Source organism: Luoshenia tenuis (assembly GCF_014384745.1).
Lineage (GTDB): Bacteria > Bacillota > Clostridia > Christensenellales.
Genome location: NZ_JACRSO010000001.1, coordinates 206,858 through 222,322, shown reverse-complemented (window position 1 = coordinate 222,322; position 15,465 = coordinate 206,858). Strand labels below are relative to the sequence as shown.

Below are 15,465 nucleotides of genomic sequence, written 5' to 3'. Positions count from 1 at the left end.
ATAGACAGGTTTTCTAGTGATAGGAGCACAAAGGAATTTAACAATGAATGTACCCGAAAAGTTAATGGCCGATCAGCACTGCAAGCGTTAATAAATGAACTATAAAAGAGCAAAATTCCATTAGATCATGGAAGCTGATAGTTTCTTTCATTAACGCAACCTCCTTTCTGCAATTGCTGTCGCTTTCCGAGGTGCCACGTCCTTTTGCAATTCTTGAGACCATTATAGCATGTACACATTAGATTGGTCAAATAAATTTACATATACTAACATTGAATACTTAATTTTATTTGATTTAGGATATATCTCTACGATGCATACCTCCGACTGCTTGCTTCAGTATTGCCAGAGAAAGCAACCTGGTATGCGAACATGCGAGGCAGTTTTGTTGGAAATTTTGTGCCATATATTTTTGTTTTATATGTCAAAGAAAGCGGGCAAGCTCCTCTGGCGTTGGGGGCTGAAAAACGCGGATGTAAGCGTTCATCTCGGTGGTAGGAATGTAGAATGTCCCCTCTGGCTGCAAGCGGTTGCGCTCATCCAATCGCCGGTACAGTTCATCTATGGGCACGTCCATATAATGCAAACGGCATTGGGCACCCAGGCTGAGAGCCATTTGCCGGAGCGCCTCTCGTTCCTGCACGGCCCAAAAGCCAAAGTCTAAAATAACGTTACATCCCAGCATCAGCGCTTGCCGCGCCACATCCAGCATGATGGCCTCAATCTGGCTGTGCTTACGGTCATGATCGGGATGTCCCGCGTCATCGTCGAACAGCTTCAGATACCAGGCGTCTGGCGTGAGCAGCAGAGCGTTTGCCGTAGCGGCAAGCCCGCGGGCGTAAGTAGTCTTGCCGCTACAGGGCAGACCTACCATTAAGTGCAATACAGCCATTATATCCTCCCTGGGGCGTACAATGCGCAGTAAAAAAATCCAAACGCTGTGAAGAGCGCTCAGCCTTACTCGCAGTCGTAACCCTCCGGATCCCAGGTTGCTAGAGTATTGACGAAAGCGTCCGGCGTAGCGGGTACCCGGTCCAATACGCCGACCAGTGGATCGTGTGTTTGCAGCATCCAATCATTTAGCTGACGGGAAAGCGTATCATGAACCTCGCTGTAGCGCGGGTTATCCGCTAAGTTGTGCCCCTCTGCCGGATCGATCATCAGATTATAGAGCTGCTCGCGCGGGCGTACCAGGTTTAAAAAGCCTGCGCGCATCAGATCGCTCTTGCTGGGGCAGTTGTCGATATTGGCGGGGACATACTGGTTATGATAATCGTAGTAACGGATCAGCTTATAGCGCTGCGTACGGATCGCGCGGATAGGTTCGTAAGCGGCGTGATAAGTCACTTCGGAGAAGAGCTCATTTCGCACCTGCGCTTGCACGTCCTGCAGGATCGGGACCAGCGAGTATCCTTGCAGCCAATCGGGGCTGGGGATACCGGCTAGCTGGCAAAGGGTGGGATACAGGTCAAGATGGGATACCAGTGAATCGGATACCTGTCCGTTAGCCGGCGCGCCAGGCACGCGCAAAATCAGGGCAACGCCCGTGCCGGAATCCGTCAGGTTGCATTTCATATGCGGCATGGCCAGGCCATGGTCCGTAGTAAAGATCACGATGGTGTTATCCGCCCGGCCGGAGCGCCCTAGCGCAGCGAGCACCTGCCCCACGCACTCGTCTACAATGCGGGCGGAATAGATATAATTGGCCATATCTTCCCGGTTTTCCCGCGTGTTGGCGATGGGAAACGGGGGCAAAACATAATCGGGGTCTATATCCGCGGGGTGCTCGGGATAGATGCGGTGGGTATTGCTCATGCCAAAGGACAGGAAAAAGGGTTTATCGCCCGCTTCATGTTCAATATAATTTGCGGCCAGGCGGGCGTTTTGACGGTCAGAAACCTCTTTGGGAACGCTGGTTTTTTCCTCGCGGCGGGTGACTACGCCATCCCTTGCCGCACGGATGCCCAGATCATCCGCGGCCAGAATGCGGCTGTAACCGATCATGGCGGAATCCGGCGCCTCGTGCTGCACGCCGCAAAGCAGGCTTTCGTATCCATTATCGCGGAAATAGGAGGCCATATGCCTGCTGTAATCATTCATTTGAAAGCCGCGGTGGGCCAGGCCCAACATGCCGGTGCAATGCGGAGCCATGCCCGAAAGCAGGCCTGCCCGGCTGGGCGAACAGGTGGGCGCGCTGCAGTGCGCATTGGTAAACAGCACGCTTTCCCGGGCGAAAGCCATCAGGTTCGGCGTAGGGATGTGGTAACCATAGGGCTCAAAATATCTGCCGCTGTCATGGGTATGGATATAGAGGATATTGGGCCTTTCCATTAAACCAGCCTCCTTTTAAATTGATTAGTGGTTGCACGCTAGACATATTTCTTTCATCATATACAATGTGTACGGTATGTGCAAGCGCGGCCCAGCCGCGAACGCCGGATAAAAAACGGACGCCGTAAGGCGTCCGCTTGGTTACTCAAATTTTGCGCAGGCCGTGGCAAAATTGCGGATATCTTTCCACAACAGTGCGCCCCACATGGGTGTGCGCTGCATATGGCAGATTCTGCGGTTTTGCAGATCGGCGATCACAGGCAGCTCAAAGGCCGCGTAGTGCTTGGGCGGAATCTGCAGCGCCAGATCGACTGCGTCCTGTCCCACTGCGTTGCTGGCGGCAATGGCAAAGCTGCTAACGCCGGTCTGGAAGCCGCGCGGCAGGCCCTGATATATCTTGAGGGCATGCTTGATGCAGGCGTCGGAATAGGCGCGCAGCGTTTGGGCGTCTAGCTTTTCAAAAGAGGAGAGAAAAACATATTTTTTCATTTTGGAAGCGCCCCATTTGATTTTGAACTCCTCCGAATAATACATCCAGGCGTTTAGCTCAGGCACGAACTGGCCGATGCCCAAGCGCCCTTCAAGCAGCGAGCGGTAATCCTCAAAAGGCATGGCTCCATTAGACGTCGCCTGAGTGATAGGGCTAGGCTGAGGAAAGGGCTCCGCCGGTTGTGGTGCAGGCTGGGAAGCGGCGGTGCTACCCTGTGCGGCCGTGCCGCAAGCTGGGCAAAACTTCCCTCCGTCGGGGATCTGTGTTCCACATTTATAACAAAACATCCTTAGGCCTCCTGATTATGGATTATTTGTATATTCTCATTATAACCCACTGGGGAAAGGGAATACAACCCGTAATCAGTCTAGAAAGCGGAGCGAGCGGTATACGATTACACCCTAACTCTTCTTAAAAACGAAAGACCGATCTAAAGATTAGATAAAGTGCCGCATTTATGTTACAATAGAACACAATGGGTGGGGAGGTTGGGGAAGTGACGAAACGGATACTTAAAATTCTCTATGCGATAGAGAATTGCCAGGTGCTAAGCGCGATCAAAAAAGGATTCTTATTGATCATTCCCATCGTGCTGACCGGGTCTTTTGCCTTGTTGTTGCTCAATCTGCCAATACCGGCCTATCAAGGCTTTTTAGAAAGCTTTTGCGGCGGCCTTGTGCCGGTTCTTTTACAGTTCATCATTGATTCCACTACCGGTTTTTTATCCCTCTATTTAACGCTGGCCATCAGCTATTTTTATACGGCGCCCTTTGCTGGGGAAAACTTTGTCGTGCGTATCGTGGCCATGGTTTCCGCCTGCGCCTGTTTCATCGTATCCCTGGGTGGGGAGAGCGGCACGCTGTCGCTGGAAAGCTTTGGCACCATCGGCGTATTTACGGCAATGCTTTGCGCTATCCTCGCTACACGTCTGTTTTTTGCGCTTAACCGCTTGGTTTACCGCCGTTACCGCTCCTATGCGGCTGGAAACGATATCCATTTCCGCAGCTCTATGGCGGCAATATTGCCGGTGGCCGTTTGCGTTACGGTGTTTGCCCTAGGCAACCTGCTGCTGCAGATATGCTTCCATGAGGGAAACCTCAACGATTTGATCAGCGGGCTGCTTTTCCGGGCCTTTGGCGGGCTGCGCTATGAGCCGGCAAACGGTTTAGTGTTTCTCTTTTTATTGGATCTGCTTTGGGCCCTGGGCATCCATGGGGGCAATGCGCTGGACCCGGTGGCGCAAACGGTATTTGCCGGTGCGGGCGCATCGACCACGGTGATCACCAAGTCCTTTTTGGATAACTTTGCCGTGATCGGCGGCAGCGGCGCTACGCTCTGCCTGCTGCTGGCGATGCTGATCGCCTCACGTCAAAAGGGTAACCGCCAGTTAGCCTATTCGGCTACGCCGCTGGCGCTGTTCAATATAAATGAGATTCTGGTCTTCGGCCTGCCTATCGTCTTAAATCCCATACTGTTCATACCCTTTATCCTAACGCCGCTGCTTTCCATGCTGGTGGCCTATGGGGCCGTGATGCTGGGCTTGATGCCGGTGGCGGCCCAGGCGGTAAACTGGACCACCCCGGTGTTTTTCAGCGGCTACCTGGCCACCGGCTCCTTTAGCGGGGTGGTGGTGCAGTTGGTGATCGTAGCGCTGGGCACGCTGTTATATATCCCGTTTGTGCGCCTGTCCGAGCGCATCCAGGAAGGGCGGGAGGACTATTTGATCGGCGAGTTGACCCGGGATTTTCGCAAACGGATGGAAAACGGCGAACACATGAATTATTTAGAGCGCTATGACAGCCTGGGGATCATCGCCAAAGGCCTGGCCTCTCAGCTGCGCGCGGATGTGGATGCCAACAGGATACCGATGTGCTATCAGCCCCAGGTCAATGCGCAGGGGCACGTGATCGGCGCGGAGGCGCTTTTGCGCTGGCAGTATAATGGAAAGCCGGTTTTTCCGCCGCTGGTCGTCGCATTGGCGCAGGAGGACGGCTGCTTTCAAAAACTGACGTGGTGCATATTGGACACTGTGTGCCGGGATATTGCGCCCCTGCGAGAACGCTTTGGCCCCAACATCCATGTTTCAGCCAATATCGTCGCCCAACAGTTAGATGACCGGGCGATGGCAAGGCGGATCATCCAGCTGGCGGAGCATGCAGGTGTAAGCGGCAGTTTGGTGCTGGAGGTAACGGAGGAGACATCGCTTGTGAATCTACCCAATATCGCCTCCAATATCGAGCTGCTGGGCGTTAGCGGCATTCAGCTGGCGATCGACGATTTTAGCATGGGGCAGACGTCGCTAAGCTATTTGCGCAGCAACCACTTCCATTTTGTGAAGCTGGATGGCGGCCTGGTGCGCCAAGTGGTGGAAAACCAGCGCTCCCGGGAGATCATCGGTTCCATCGTTACCCTGGGGCACAGCCTGGGGTTTCAGGTCATTGCAGAGTTTGTTGAGAATGAAGCGATTCAGGATGAGCTGCTGAAGCTGGGGATTACCCTTTTTCAGGGTTATCTGTATGGACCGGCGGTTCCGCTTGAGAAACTGCTGGCGCTTGAACCAGGACAAAGAATAATGAGCTGACGCGGCCATGGGCCCCGTACGCCATAACATAAGCCCGCCCCGGTAGCTGCTATTGGGGCGGGCTTTCGCTTTTTATTTACCCGATGTTCCATCACTGGAAAACTGGACGGCAAATCGTCTTTGCGTATCCCGTACCAGCGCCTGTGCCTGGCTGGCAACGCATTCCCGCACGGTAGCGGGCAGGCCGGGGTCGGAACACAAGGCGATCTGTTCCTCCAAAACCCGTAGGCGGGAGCGCAGCCCGAGTGGCGAACGGGAAGCGGTCTGCATCAGAGAGCCCTTCCGGAGGCGGTAAACATACAAGCTCTCGTATAAATGGCGTGTACGCCGGGCTTTGAGCAGCGCGTTGAGGGTAAAGATCTCGTCTTCGTTAATGATGCCCTCTTCAAAGTGCAGCCCGGTTTGCAGCAAAAATTTGCGGCTCAAACACAAGGCCCAGACCATGCAGCGGTAATCTCCCACCCGGTACATATCCACAAACATGTCTCCGCCGTCCATAAGTCCTGGATGTTCGCGCTGCCTGCGCCACGCCTGGGGGGAGCCATCACCCATGGTCCAGCCATCTTTTTCGGGCAGTATATCGAACTCAAAGCACAGCAGATCCAGCATTCCGGAGGACATGGCTGCATACATACGCTGCAGGGCCTGCGGCTTTAAAACATCATCGCTGTCTAAAAAGGCGATATAGCGCCCGCGGGCTGCCGCGAGTCCTACGTTGCGCGCGTTGGAAAGCCCGCGATCCATTTGGTGAAAAACCTGCATCCTGGCGTCTTGCTGGGCGTATCGATCCAGCAGCTCCCCCGATCCATCGGTAGAGCCATTATCGATGCAGATCAGCTCAAAATCATCTAATGATTGGGTCAGCGCGCTGTTTAGACATTCATCCAGGTAATCCCGCGTATCGTGCACGGGGAGAATGACGGAAAACAAGGGTTCGTTCATCTTCATCGCAACCTTTTTGCTTTAGTGTATGTAGAAGGGGGCGGGGGCGTGAGGCAGTTGCGCATGCGTGAACGGCCGGCCGAACACCAAAGACCGGCAGGGCGGGCCATGGCGCCGCGCGATCTGCGCAGCCTTTGCCATTGCCGCCCTGCCGGTTCTATCCTTTAGGAGGGGATAAGGCTATGAAACTTACTTTTTATATCCGCACTTCGGGCATACGCCGTTTTGGTTCAGCGCAATACCGCACAGCGGACAGCGGGCGATATCGTTATGGGTTTCAAATTCGGCGCAAGCCGCATTGACGCCGCTGGTGAAAGTGATCTTGGCGATGTTCAGTTTATCCTTGAGTAGATCGTACACGATCTTGATCATACCCTCAACGGTCATAGTTTCCTTGGTTACGACCAGACGGCAATCCGGGTAGGCGGTGGCAAGCTCGGTCTTAAAGGCGGGGCCCTTCATCTTATTGGTCGGCGCGCCGTCTTTTATGCCCTGCTTTTCGTACACATCAAGTATTGCGGGCAGCAGCGGGTCATCTTCGCGCAGGATTAATGCGTGGTCAAAGTTTTTCAGCACTTCCCAGGCCGTCTTTTGAATCTCGTTACAGGGGAAAACCATATTGACGCCGGGTTCGACGGAATCTTCCACCTCGATGGTTAAAGACCCTGTGTGGCCATGCAAATACTGGGCCTCTCCTTTAAACCCGTAAAACCGGTGCGCGTACTGCAGTTCCAGATTCGTAATACTTCTCATCATCGTTCTCCTTTTTTATTAATTTACGGGAGGGTATCCTGCCCCCGTATGTGCACAAAACTAAAATCGTTGGGAGGATGTAGCCTTCGCGGGATGTTCATTGAGAGGGAAAAGCGGAATATCTTTGTCTTCTATACTATAGAGGGGTTCGGTCGTCAATGTTTTTATGGCCGAAAGATAATGAAGCGTCTATCTCAACCAAAGGACTGTTGCTTTTACCATAGTTATAAAGAATAAATTTGATATAAAATATTTAATGATATTTAATATCTGTTTAAAACATATCAAATAAAGTTACAGTTGTCAATACTTTCTTGGTACAAGAAATAAATAAACCAAACGGCTTTGGGGTGGACCCGGCCTTTTTACGCAAAGAAAAGCCGAAAGCCGGGCGTGTTTGGGCAAAGGATGTAAAAAATAACCGGCAACCCATTATGGATTACCGGTTGTCGGAAGATGCTGGTAAAAGGTTTGAAGAAAATCAGGATAGATCGCCATCGCTGGCAGATACAATACCTTCTTCTTTATCGTCATCATGGCGCAGCTCGGGCTCTTGGATACGGCTGATAACGACGATCGCCGTAATAAACAGGGCAAAAGCAAAGGCAAAGGGCAAACGGCGGTCAATACTTGAAAGCCAGCCTGCGAAATAGCCGAAGGGAGAAGAAAAGGCAATGGTAAAGGCCATGATCAGGGCATTGATCCGGGCCCGTTCTTTTGGATTGATATTCAGCTGCAGCAGCGCGTCCTTTCGAGGGGTTATCAGGGCGCTTGCTACCGCGCCCACCAGGATATAAATCATGACGAAGAATACATTCTCTGCCGGCGCCAATATCAGCAAAACGGAAGCAATTGCGTGAAGTACCAGCCCGGCCCATATAGGCGCTTTAAATTTCATCGAATCCATACGGTGTTGAATCCCGATTAAAAAGATCAACATGACCGTTGCGTTTAAAATGGGGAACAACGCCAGGTAACTATCCGGCAGCCCCAGTTTTTGCGTTGCATATAGACTAAAGAAGTTTACGCTGACCATGTTGGTGATATATAAGATGACAAAGACGGCGATCACCTTCATGATCTCCCTGTTTTTCAGTACCCGGGGCACCAAGTGTTTGTATTCAAACAGGATCTTGGCAAATGATTGGTTCTTTGTTTCCGCCATCCGGGCCTGCCCCTGCCGGGTTTCTTTACAATGCCTGTAGGTGATCAAAATTTTGATCATCATATTGATCGAAAATACCAGATATAAGACCCGGACGACGGGGACGACCGAAAACGCATTGATAAACAAGCCCGAGATCGGTGCGAAGAATACGGCGATCAAACCGCCGATATTGCACCAGGTATAGATGCCAACAAGGTCTTTAGCGTCGGCGTCCTCAATCAGCAGGCAATACCATGCGGTTTGGTTGATCTGTTCAAAGCTGTTGAAGAGAACGGCGATCAAAAACATCCAAAAGTTGTTGGAAACGGCCCAGATCAAACAGGCCACACCCCAGCCGAAAAAGTCGCCCATCATGGTGGTGAACTTGCGCCCCAGCTTATCGGTGAGGATACCGCCGCAAAAGGAAAAAAACACCTGGACGAACATGGCGATCGATAAGATCAAACCGATCTGCACGTCCGTTACGCCCAGAGTATACATGTATAGCGTGGAGAAGGGGGCGATCAGGTTATAAGGGATCCCCCACAGCGGTTCAATTAAGACCAGTGTGCGTGGGTTACCTTTGTTTCGCCTGAGCAATTCCAAAAGCGGGTGTTTACCCAGTGCCCTTATTTTCTGCATCATCTCTCGCGGCGCCTCCCCTTCGACTTTTATTTTTTCTACGCGGCCCACTTGTTTTTTGCGCCAGCGGCGCGTCGCTTTGCTATGTATGGCGTTTCGGATCGCTAGATACTATTAAAAAATAAGCCCATAAACACCGGTTTCGCTGTGTTTATGGGCTGTCTGCCTTGGTGCGGTCAGTGGGACTTGAACCCACACGTCTCTCGACACGCGCCCCTCAAACGCGCCTGTCTGCCTGTTCCAGCATGACCGCAAGACCATTCCCGCCTCTATCCTACCAGTAGGATAAATTCAGGTAAGAAGCGTTTATAATTATAACAACAAAGCAAGTGCCTGTCAACACTCAAACCATGTAAGGCAGGGCGTGAAAATGAATATTTACCTAGGGTGCATTGTAAAGTGGTGGCGGGGCTCTTATAATGATAAAAAAGGCGGAAGGCGGGCGAAGGCATTTGGATAAAAGGTTAGTGGCGCCCATCGTCATCACGGCATTTTTGATCGTTTATTTTTTGATCTTCGCGGGGTTGTGCTTTGTGCTGCCGATGCCGCTATGGGCAAAGTGGACCGGACTGATCGTACCGATGGCGCTCATAGGCGTTTCACTTTTTGTGCTTGTTGAACGAATTAAAGAAGTAAGGAGTGGGGAAGAGGATGATCTTAGTCAATACTGATTACATCACCGGCAAAGAGCTGGAGATGCTGGGCCTGGTGAAGGGCTCCACCATTCAATCCAAAAATATCGGCCGGGATATTACCCAGGGATTTAAAACCTTGGTAGGCGGAGAGCTGAAGGCCTATAACGAGATGATGAACGATGCGCGCGCCCTGGCGACCAAGCGGATGGTGGAGGAAGCCGAGGGGATAGGGGCCGATGCGGTAGTCAACATCCGATATGCCTCTTCGGCCATCATGCAGGGCGCGGCCGAGGTTATCGCCTACGGTACGGCGGTAAAATTCAGATAAGAGGACGCGGTAAATAGATATATAGGGCTTACATGCGTGCGATGCGCTTAAAAACGAGGATAGGCCCGGCCTATACGCACGGGCGCTGGATTCGCTGAAAAAAGGGAGAGGATACGGGCCCCGTGTCCTCTCCCATCTATCTGTTTTTAGCTCTGTTTGGGGCATACATAGCGCGGTAGCCCCTGGCTGTGCTTACCATATTCGATGGCTTCCGCGGGGCAGCGGCAGATGCACGCCATGCAGTGCGTACAGTGCGTGCCCCAGACGGGTTTGCCCTCTGCCAGGTGGACGTTGCCGAGAGGACAGACGTGGGTACATTTGCCGCAGGATATACAGCGGTCCGTAACATAAAACTTTTTGGCATGCACGACAAAAGGATAAAACAGATCATTTACAATACCACTGTTTAGTCTATCACTTAAAGAACTGTGAGAGGGCGCAAAGCAGTCGCCGCTTTTTATTAAAAGAGACGCGCGATCGATCGCGCTTTCGGCTTGATCGATGGTCTGGAGGGCCTCGTCCTTGGCCGGCGTCGTAAATAAAGCAATATAATTTTCAGGCATGGTGATCCCGGCACAGCCGCAATAGCGCATCTCCTTTGCGGCGCAGAGTTTCTTTAGGTATTTTTCCGCATTCCCAATGCTTTCGCCGCAGGTCATGACAAAATAAATGTTTCTATTCCCCGTCAGGCTGGTACGCTCCAAATAGTTCTGTAAAATACGGGGGATCCGCCAGGCGTAAGTGGGCGCGACGACCACCCACGGACGTGATGAGCGCATTTGTGAAAAATCATGATGCTTGATCTTATCAAAAAGATCAATGACTTCATCGCCGATCGCCTTGCCGATTCGCTTTGCGACATATGCGCTGTTGCCTGTCCCTGAAAAATATAAAATCATGGCGCTTCTCCTTTAGCTTATGCGCGGCGCACAGCGCCCGGGCACGATGTTCCATATTGATTATCATTTGCATTAGATCACATTCTAAAACGCTATTCATGCCACTTTTCATCCATTATACCCAGATGCCGGAGCAGACGCAACCTCGGCTAAGGGCAATGCGGATTATGCGCTGGCTTGTTACGTTGCCTGGCGATTTTGCCGTAACTTAGGGCTTAAGGTAATATGCTTTGATAAACGCAACCCGGATGGGACAGAGAAGCTGATCGAATAAAAGAGGCGGCTTAACCCAGGGGCTAAGCCGCTGCTATACACAACTTAAGGTTTATTAGGACTGAGACAGAACCATATCCGCAAAATAGCGGTGCATCCGCAGATCGTCCGTCAGCTCCGGGTGAAAGGAGGTGGCCAGCAGATTATCCTGCCGCGCGGCGACGATGTGGCCCTTCACTTCAGCAAGCGGATAAGCCCGCCCCCAGGTTTTTTCGATCCAAGGGGCCCGGATAAAAACCATGGGCAATGGCCCGCCCGGGATGCCGGCCACCGGGGTGGCACAGCGGAAACTATCCAGCTGGGTGCCAAAGGCGTTGCGGCGGATAGCGATATCCATACAACCAAGGTGCGCTGTTTCGCCGCACACCTCGCTGGCCAGCAGGATGGCGCCGGCGCAGGTGCCCCAAACCGGCAAGCCAGAGGCAATGCGCGCCTGAAGCGGGACCTGCAGGCCAAAGATGCGCAGCAGTTTGCCGATAGTGGTGCTCTCGCCGCCCGGCAGGATCAGCCCGTCGATCTGGCGCAGATCCTCCGGCGTTTTGACGGGAAGGGCACTGATCTGGGGCAGGGCCTCCAGCATGGCCAGGTGTTCGGCCACAGAACCCTGTAGCGCCAGAACGCCGATCTTCTTTACCGGAGCCATGGCTACCAACCCCGCTCGGCTAGGCGCTCCTCGGGCGGGATCTCGCCCAGGTCTTTGCCCTTCATAGCCTCGCCAATGCCCTGGCTTACCTGCGCCAGTACGCTAGGATCGTTATAAAAAGCGGTGGCCTTGACGATGGCGCGGGCTCGCTTTTCCGGATCGGCGGACTTGAAGATGCCCGAGCCAACAAACACTCCCTCGCTGCCCAGCTGCATCATCAGCGCCGCGTCGGCTGGGGTGGCGATACCGCCGGCGGCAAAGTTGACCACGGGGAGCTTGCCCTCCCGGGCGACCTGGCAGACCAGCTCGTAAGGGGCGCCGTGTTCTTTGGCATAGGTCATCAGCTCTTCGCTTGGCATATGGGTCAGGGCGCGGATCTCGGCCATCATCGTGCGCATATGGCGCACGGCCTCGACCACATTGCCGGTTCCGGCCTCGCCTTTGGTGCGGATCATGCTGGCGCCCTCTCCAATGCGGCGCAGGGCCTCGCCAAGGTTGCGGGCGCCGCAGACAAAGGGAACCTTAAAAGCGCGCTTATCCAGATGGTAGGCATCGTCCGCGGGGGTAAGCACCTCGCTCTCGTCGATGTAGTCTACCGCGAGCGCCTCCAGAATCTGCGCCTCTACGATATGGCCGATGCGTACTTTAGCCATTACGGGAATGGTCACCGCTTCCTGGATCTCGCGGATCATCTTCGGGTCGCTCATCCGCGCTACGCCGCCCTGCTTGCGGATATCCGCAGGCACCCGTTCCAGCGCCATTACGGCCACCGCGCCCGCCTCCTGGGCGATCTTAGCTTGCGCTACATTGGTCACATCCATAATGACGCCGCCTTTAAGCATCTGCGCCAGGTTTTTGTTGAGTGTCAAACGTTCATCCATTCGTGCTGCCTCCTGATTGTAAAAGTTTCTTGCATTATAGCTTTAAGACTGGCCTTATTAAAATGGTCAGAAAAAGTATAATTAGTGGGGCCAGTTTTGGAGGTGGCAGGCCGGGTGATCCGTGTTATAATATAGCCATCATGATTGGGGGAGGAATAGGATATGCGCTATCAGGGCAAGCGGGTGGCCATCATCGTGGATACGGGTACGCACGACCACGAATTTTGGTTCCCGTACTATCGCTTTTTAGAGGAGGGGGCCCAGGTCGTCGTGGCGGGGCTGGAGCCCGGCCAGGTACTGGGGGAGGGTGTAAACGGAAAAGACGGGCTGCCCATCCCGGTAGATTGCAAGATCGATGAACTGCAGGCGGAGGAGATCGATCTGCTGTTTTTGCCCGGCGGGATCTACGGGCCGCTGCGGCTGAGGATGTGCCAGCCGCTGATCGAGCTGGTGCGCGCCTGCCATGCGCGGGGAACGCTGATCTGCTCGATCTGCCACGCGCCCTGGATTTTGATCTCGGCGGGGCTGGTGCAGGGGCGCACCATTGCCTGCCCGCCGGACATCGCGGTGGACATTGAAAACGCCGGCGGCGTACCCACGCAGGAGCCCGCGGTGCTGGATGGAGGGATCTTAAGCAGTGTTTATTTTGGACGGCTGCCGGAGATGTTTGCACTGTTGAACCAAAACTGGCCTGCATAAAGAGGCGCTTGCAGGCGCATGAGGGAATCGATAAAACAAAAAGAGGATGGCTGTAGCCATCCTCTTTTGTTCGCTTCATTAACTGGGGTCTACCTGATCCTCATCGTCAAACCGGTCACCACACTCGGGGCAGAACTTGGGCGGATGCGTTTTATCCTCCGGCTCCCAGCCGCACTTGTCGCAGCGGTAGACCGGTACGCCGGCGGGTTTCTTTTTGCCGCACTCCATGCAGAACTTGCCCTTGTTGACGGTGCCGCAGGTGCAAGTCCAACCATCCTCATCCGGCCGTTTCGCGCCGCATTGCGCGCAGAATTTACCGGTATTGCCGGTGGAGCCGCAGGCGCAATTCCAGCCTTCCGGTTTGGGCTCCGGCTTTTTCGCGCCGCAGGAAGGGCAGAACTTACCGGCGTTGCCGGTAGCGCCGCAACTGCAATCCCACCGGCTGCCTTCGGCCTCAGGCTGCCCGGAGGCGGGCTGCTGGGCGGCTGTAGCCTGCTCCTGTCCCATCTGGAAAAGGTTTGCAGCGTTCATCCCGCCGGCATTGGCAGCCATATTCATCCCGGCAAAGGCCATGACGGGGCCCGCGTTGGGGTTGGCCGCGGCGGCGCGCATGGCGTCTGCCTGGGCGCCCACCATGGTAGCCGCCGCCATGGTGGGGTTGCGCATAACGGCGGTGCGCTGGAGCTCTTTGATCATGTTCTCGTCCTCTTCCGAGGCGGAAACGGAACTGACGCCAAAAGATGCAACGGCGATACCGCGCAGATCACGCCACTTATCCGAGAGCTCTTCGTTAAGGGCCTCGGCGATCTCGGAGGTATGGCCGGGCAGGGCGCTGTAGCGCACGCCCAAAGCGGATATTTTGGCAAATGCCGGCTGAAGCGCCGTCATCAACTCGGTCTTTAACTGGCTATCGATCTGGCCGCGGTTATAGGCGCGCTCCACATTGCCGGAAACGTTGGCGTAGAAAAGCAGCGGATCGACGATTTTATAGGAGTATTCCCCATAGCAGCGGATGGCGATATCGATATCCAGCCCGATGTTCTGATCCACCACCCGGAAGGGCACCGGCGTAGCCGTGCCGTACTTATTGCCGATGATCTCCTTGGTATTGACATAGTAGACCCGCTGATCTTTGCCGGTATCCGCGCCAAAGGTAAAGCGCTTGCCTACCAGTTTAAAAGAATCCATCAGCCCCTTGCCAAAGCCGCCGTACAGCATGCTGGGCTCGGTACTGGCGTCGTACAGAAACTCGCCCGGCTCGGCGCAGAACTCTACCACCTTGCCCTGGTCGACGATCATCATAAACTGCCCTTCGTTTACGGCCACCACCGAACCGTTGGTAATGATATTTTCGCTGGCACGGGTATTGGAGCTGCGGGCGTTGGTGCGTTTGACGCCCTTGGTCACCAACACGTCTGCCGGTAAGGCTTCGCAGTAAAAATATTCCCGCCACTGGTCGGCCATTACGCCGCCGATAGCGCCACCGATAGCTTTAATCAAGCCCATAATGCACGCGCCTCCCCATTAAGCTTGCGTATTCGCTCTTTTTTACCATTATAGTGCATTTTATCCCCTTTGAATATAGATGTATGCAACTAAAATTTGCCCCGCAGCTCTACCACCCGGCCCAGTACGCGGATAGGGAGGTTGGCCACCTCCTCGCTGGAATAGTGCATGGGTGGGAAATTGGGGTTAAAGGAGACCAGACGGATGCCGTCTTTTTCACGCATCAGGCGCTTGCAGGTCGCATCATAACCATTGACCAGGACGATGGCGATCTGCCCGTTTTCCACCTCCGGCTGCTTGCGCACGATCACCACATCCCCGTCCATAATGCGTGGCTCCATGCTGGTGCCGTGGATCTGCAACGCGAAAAATTCGCCCGTTGCCGCCAGATCGGTAGAGATCTCTTCATAATCGATAATATTTTCCACCACCTCGATGGGTATGCCGGCCGCTACGTTGCCCAGCACCGGTACCTTGACGCCCCGCCCTTCTTCCGAAAAGCCCAAAAGATAATCGATGGAAACGTGGAAATAGGCTGCCAGCCGCTGCAGCGCGGCGTTATCCGGCTGGCTGGCGCCGGACTCCCACATGGATATGGTAGAGCGGGCCACCCCCATATGGCTGGCCAGCGCCTGCTGATTGATTTTGTGGGCCTTGCGCAATTCTTTTAAATGCTGCATCTGTTTTACCGCCCTTATTTGCTTAAGTTACCTCT

General features: G+C 54.0%; 15 protein-coding genes and 1 tRNA gene. 4 read left to right on the top strand and 12 right to left on the bottom strand.

The annotated features are described in order from the left end of the window. Positions 1-424: 424 nt before the first annotated feature. From H8699_RS01080 to H8699_RS01070, 3 genes are all read right to left on the bottom strand, one after another. Complete coding sequence (locus tag H8699_RS01080; RefSeq protein ID WP_249284092.1) at positions 425-892, bottom strand: AAA family ATPase; 468 nt, start codon at positions 890-892, stop codon at positions 425-427. A gap of 65 nt (positions 893-957) precedes the next feature. Then, entirely contained in the window at positions 958-2,331 is a 1,374-nt protein-coding gene (locus H8699_RS01075) for a sulfatase family protein (protein ID WP_249284091.1), read from the bottom strand. Between the two features lie 141 nt (positions 2,332-2,472). Continuing rightward, positions 2,473-3,108, bottom strand: coding sequence for a zinc ribbon domain-containing protein (locus H8699_RS01070; RefSeq protein WP_249284090.1), 636 nt, complete (start codon positions 3,106-3,108; stop codon positions 2,473-2,475). Positions 3,109-3,317: 209 nt separating this feature from the next. Between H8699_RS01070 and H8699_RS01065 the strand changes: the two genes are divergently transcribed. Continuing rightward, positions 3,318-5,402, top strand: a complete 2,085-nt coding sequence (locus H8699_RS01065; RefSeq protein ID WP_249284089.1) for a PTS sugar transporter subunit IIC/EAL domain-containing protein — start codon at positions 3,318-3,320, stop codon at positions 5,400-5,402. A 72-nt stretch (positions 5,403-5,474) separates the two neighbouring features. Here H8699_RS01065 and H8699_RS01060 read toward each other — a convergent pair whose 3' ends face one another. The 4 genes from H8699_RS01060 to H8699_RS01045 all read right to left on the bottom strand — a co-directional run bounded on the left by H8699_RS01060 (position 5,475) and on the right by H8699_RS01045 (position 9,139). Next, a complete protein-coding gene (locus H8699_RS01060) occupies positions 5,475-6,344 on the bottom strand; it encodes a glycosyltransferase (protein WP_249284088.1) in 870 nt (289 codons plus the stop codon). Between the two features lie 189 nt (positions 6,345-6,533). Then, positions 6,534-7,097 (bottom strand): 6-pyruvoyl trahydropterin synthase family protein, encoded by a 564-nt coding sequence (locus H8699_RS01055; RefSeq protein WP_249284087.1) that lies wholly within the window; start codon positions 7,095-7,097, stop codon positions 6,534-6,536. 481 nt (positions 7,098-7,578) lie between these two features. Continuing rightward, complete coding sequence (locus H8699_RS01050) at positions 7,579-8,889, bottom strand: MFS transporter (RefSeq protein WP_249284086.1); 1,311 nt, start codon at positions 8,887-8,889, stop codon at positions 7,579-7,581. Positions 8,890-9,054: 165 nt separating this feature from the next. After that, positions 9,055-9,139 (bottom strand) — tRNA-Leu (locus H8699_RS01045). 199 nt (positions 9,140-9,338) lie between these two features. Here H8699_RS01045 and H8699_RS01040 point away from each other — a divergent pair. Beyond that, positions 9,339-9,557, top strand: a complete 219-nt coding sequence (locus tag H8699_RS01040) for a hypothetical protein (protein WP_147518424.1) — start codon at positions 9,339-9,341, stop codon at positions 9,555-9,557. Continuing rightward, positions 9,538-9,849: a YbjQ family protein gene (locus H8699_RS01035; protein WP_249284085.1), complete on the top strand. Its 312-nt coding sequence runs from the start codon at positions 9,538-9,540 to the stop codon at positions 9,847-9,849. The genes H8699_RS01040 and H8699_RS01035 overlap by 20 nt, the downstream gene beginning before the upstream one ends. Before the next feature lie 146 nt (positions 9,850-9,995). Here H8699_RS01035 and H8699_RS01030 read toward each other — a convergent pair whose 3' ends face one another. The 3 genes from H8699_RS01030 to pdxS all read right to left on the bottom strand — a co-directional run bounded on the left by H8699_RS01030 (position 9,996) and on the right by pdxS (position 12,545). Continuing rightward, positions 9,996-10,748, bottom strand: coding sequence for an EFR1 family ferrodoxin (locus H8699_RS01030; RefSeq protein WP_249284084.1), 753 nt, complete (start codon positions 10,746-10,748; stop codon positions 9,996-9,998). A gap of 328 nt (positions 10,749-11,076) precedes the next feature. Then, positions 11,077-11,664, bottom strand: a complete 588-nt coding sequence (gene pdxT, locus H8699_RS01025; protein WP_249284083.1) for a pyridoxal 5'-phosphate synthase glutaminase subunit PdxT — start codon at positions 11,662-11,664, stop codon at positions 11,077-11,079. Between the two features lie 2 nt (positions 11,665-11,666). Then, positions 11,667-12,545, bottom strand: a complete 879-nt coding sequence (pdxS, locus tag H8699_RS01020) for a pyridoxal 5'-phosphate synthase lyase subunit PdxS (protein WP_249284082.1) — start codon at positions 12,543-12,545, stop codon at positions 11,667-11,669. A gap of 162 nt (positions 12,546-12,707) precedes the next feature. Between pdxS and H8699_RS01015 the strand changes: the two genes are divergently transcribed. Further along, positions 12,708-13,244, top strand: coding sequence for a DJ-1/PfpI family protein (locus H8699_RS01015; protein ID WP_249284081.1), 537 nt, complete (start codon positions 12,708-12,710; stop codon positions 13,242-13,244). 78 nt (positions 13,245-13,322) lie between these two features. Here H8699_RS01015 and H8699_RS01010 read toward each other — a convergent pair whose 3' ends face one another. Both H8699_RS01010 and H8699_RS01005 read right to left on the bottom strand, forming a co-directional pair. Beyond that, positions 13,323-14,750 (bottom strand): SPFH domain-containing protein, encoded by a 1,428-nt coding sequence (locus tag H8699_RS01010; protein ID WP_249284080.1) that lies wholly within the window; start codon positions 14,748-14,750, stop codon positions 13,323-13,325. A gap of 89 nt (positions 14,751-14,839) precedes the next feature. Further along, positions 14,840-15,430 (bottom strand): LexA family protein, encoded by a 591-nt coding sequence (locus H8699_RS01005; protein WP_249284079.1) that lies wholly within the window; start codon positions 15,428-15,430, stop codon positions 14,840-14,842. Positions 15,431-15,465 lie beyond the last annotated feature (35 nt).

Excerpts from the sequence above, each read along its gene's own strand:
- H8699_RS01080 (WP_249284092.1), bottom strand. The coding sequence starts at position 892 with ATGGCTGTATTGCACTTAATGGTAGGTCTGCCCTGTAGCGGCAAGACT.
- H8699_RS01075 (WP_249284091.1), bottom strand. The coding sequence starts at position 2,331 with ATGGAAAGGCCCAATATCCTCTATATCCATACCCATGACAGCGGCAGA.
- H8699_RS01070 (WP_249284090.1), bottom strand. The coding sequence starts at position 3,108 with ATGTTTTGTTATAAATGTGGAACACAGATCCCCGACGGAGGGAAGTTT.
- H8699_RS01060 (WP_249284088.1), bottom strand. The coding sequence starts at position 6,344 with ATGAACGAACCCTTGTTTTCCGTCATTCTCCCCGTGCACGATACGCGG.
- H8699_RS01055 (WP_249284087.1), bottom strand. The coding sequence starts at position 7,097 with ATGAGAAGTATTACGAATCTGGAACTGCAGTACGCGCACCGGTTTTAC.
- H8699_RS01050 (WP_249284086.1), bottom strand. The coding sequence starts at position 8,889 with ATGATGCAGAAAATAAGGGCACTGGGTAAACACCCGCTTTTGGAATTG.
- H8699_RS01035 (WP_249284085.1), top strand. The coding sequence starts at position 9,538 with ATGATCTTAGTCAATACTGATTACATCACCGGCAAAGAGCTGGAGATG.
- H8699_RS01030 (WP_249284084.1), bottom strand. The coding sequence starts at position 10,748 with ATGATTTTATATTTTTCAGGGACAGGCAACAGCGCATATGTCGCAAAG.
- pdxT (WP_249284083.1), bottom strand. The coding sequence starts at position 11,664 with ATGGCTCCGGTAAAGAAGATCGGCGTTCTGGCGCTACAGGGTTCTGTG.
- pdxS (WP_249284082.1), bottom strand. The coding sequence starts at position 12,545 with ATGGATGAACGTTTGACACTCAACAAAAACCTGGCGCAGATGCTTAAA.
- H8699_RS01015 (WP_249284081.1), top strand. The coding sequence starts at position 12,708 with ATGCGCTATCAGGGCAAGCGGGTGGCCATCATCGTGGATACGGGTACG.
- H8699_RS01010 (WP_249284080.1), bottom strand. The coding sequence starts at position 14,750 with ATGGGCTTGATTAAAGCTATCGGTGGCGCTATCGGCGGCGTAATGGCC.
- H8699_RS01005 (WP_249284079.1), bottom strand. The coding sequence starts at position 15,430 with ATGCAGCATTTAAAAGAATTGCGCAAGGCCCACAAAATCAATCAGCAG.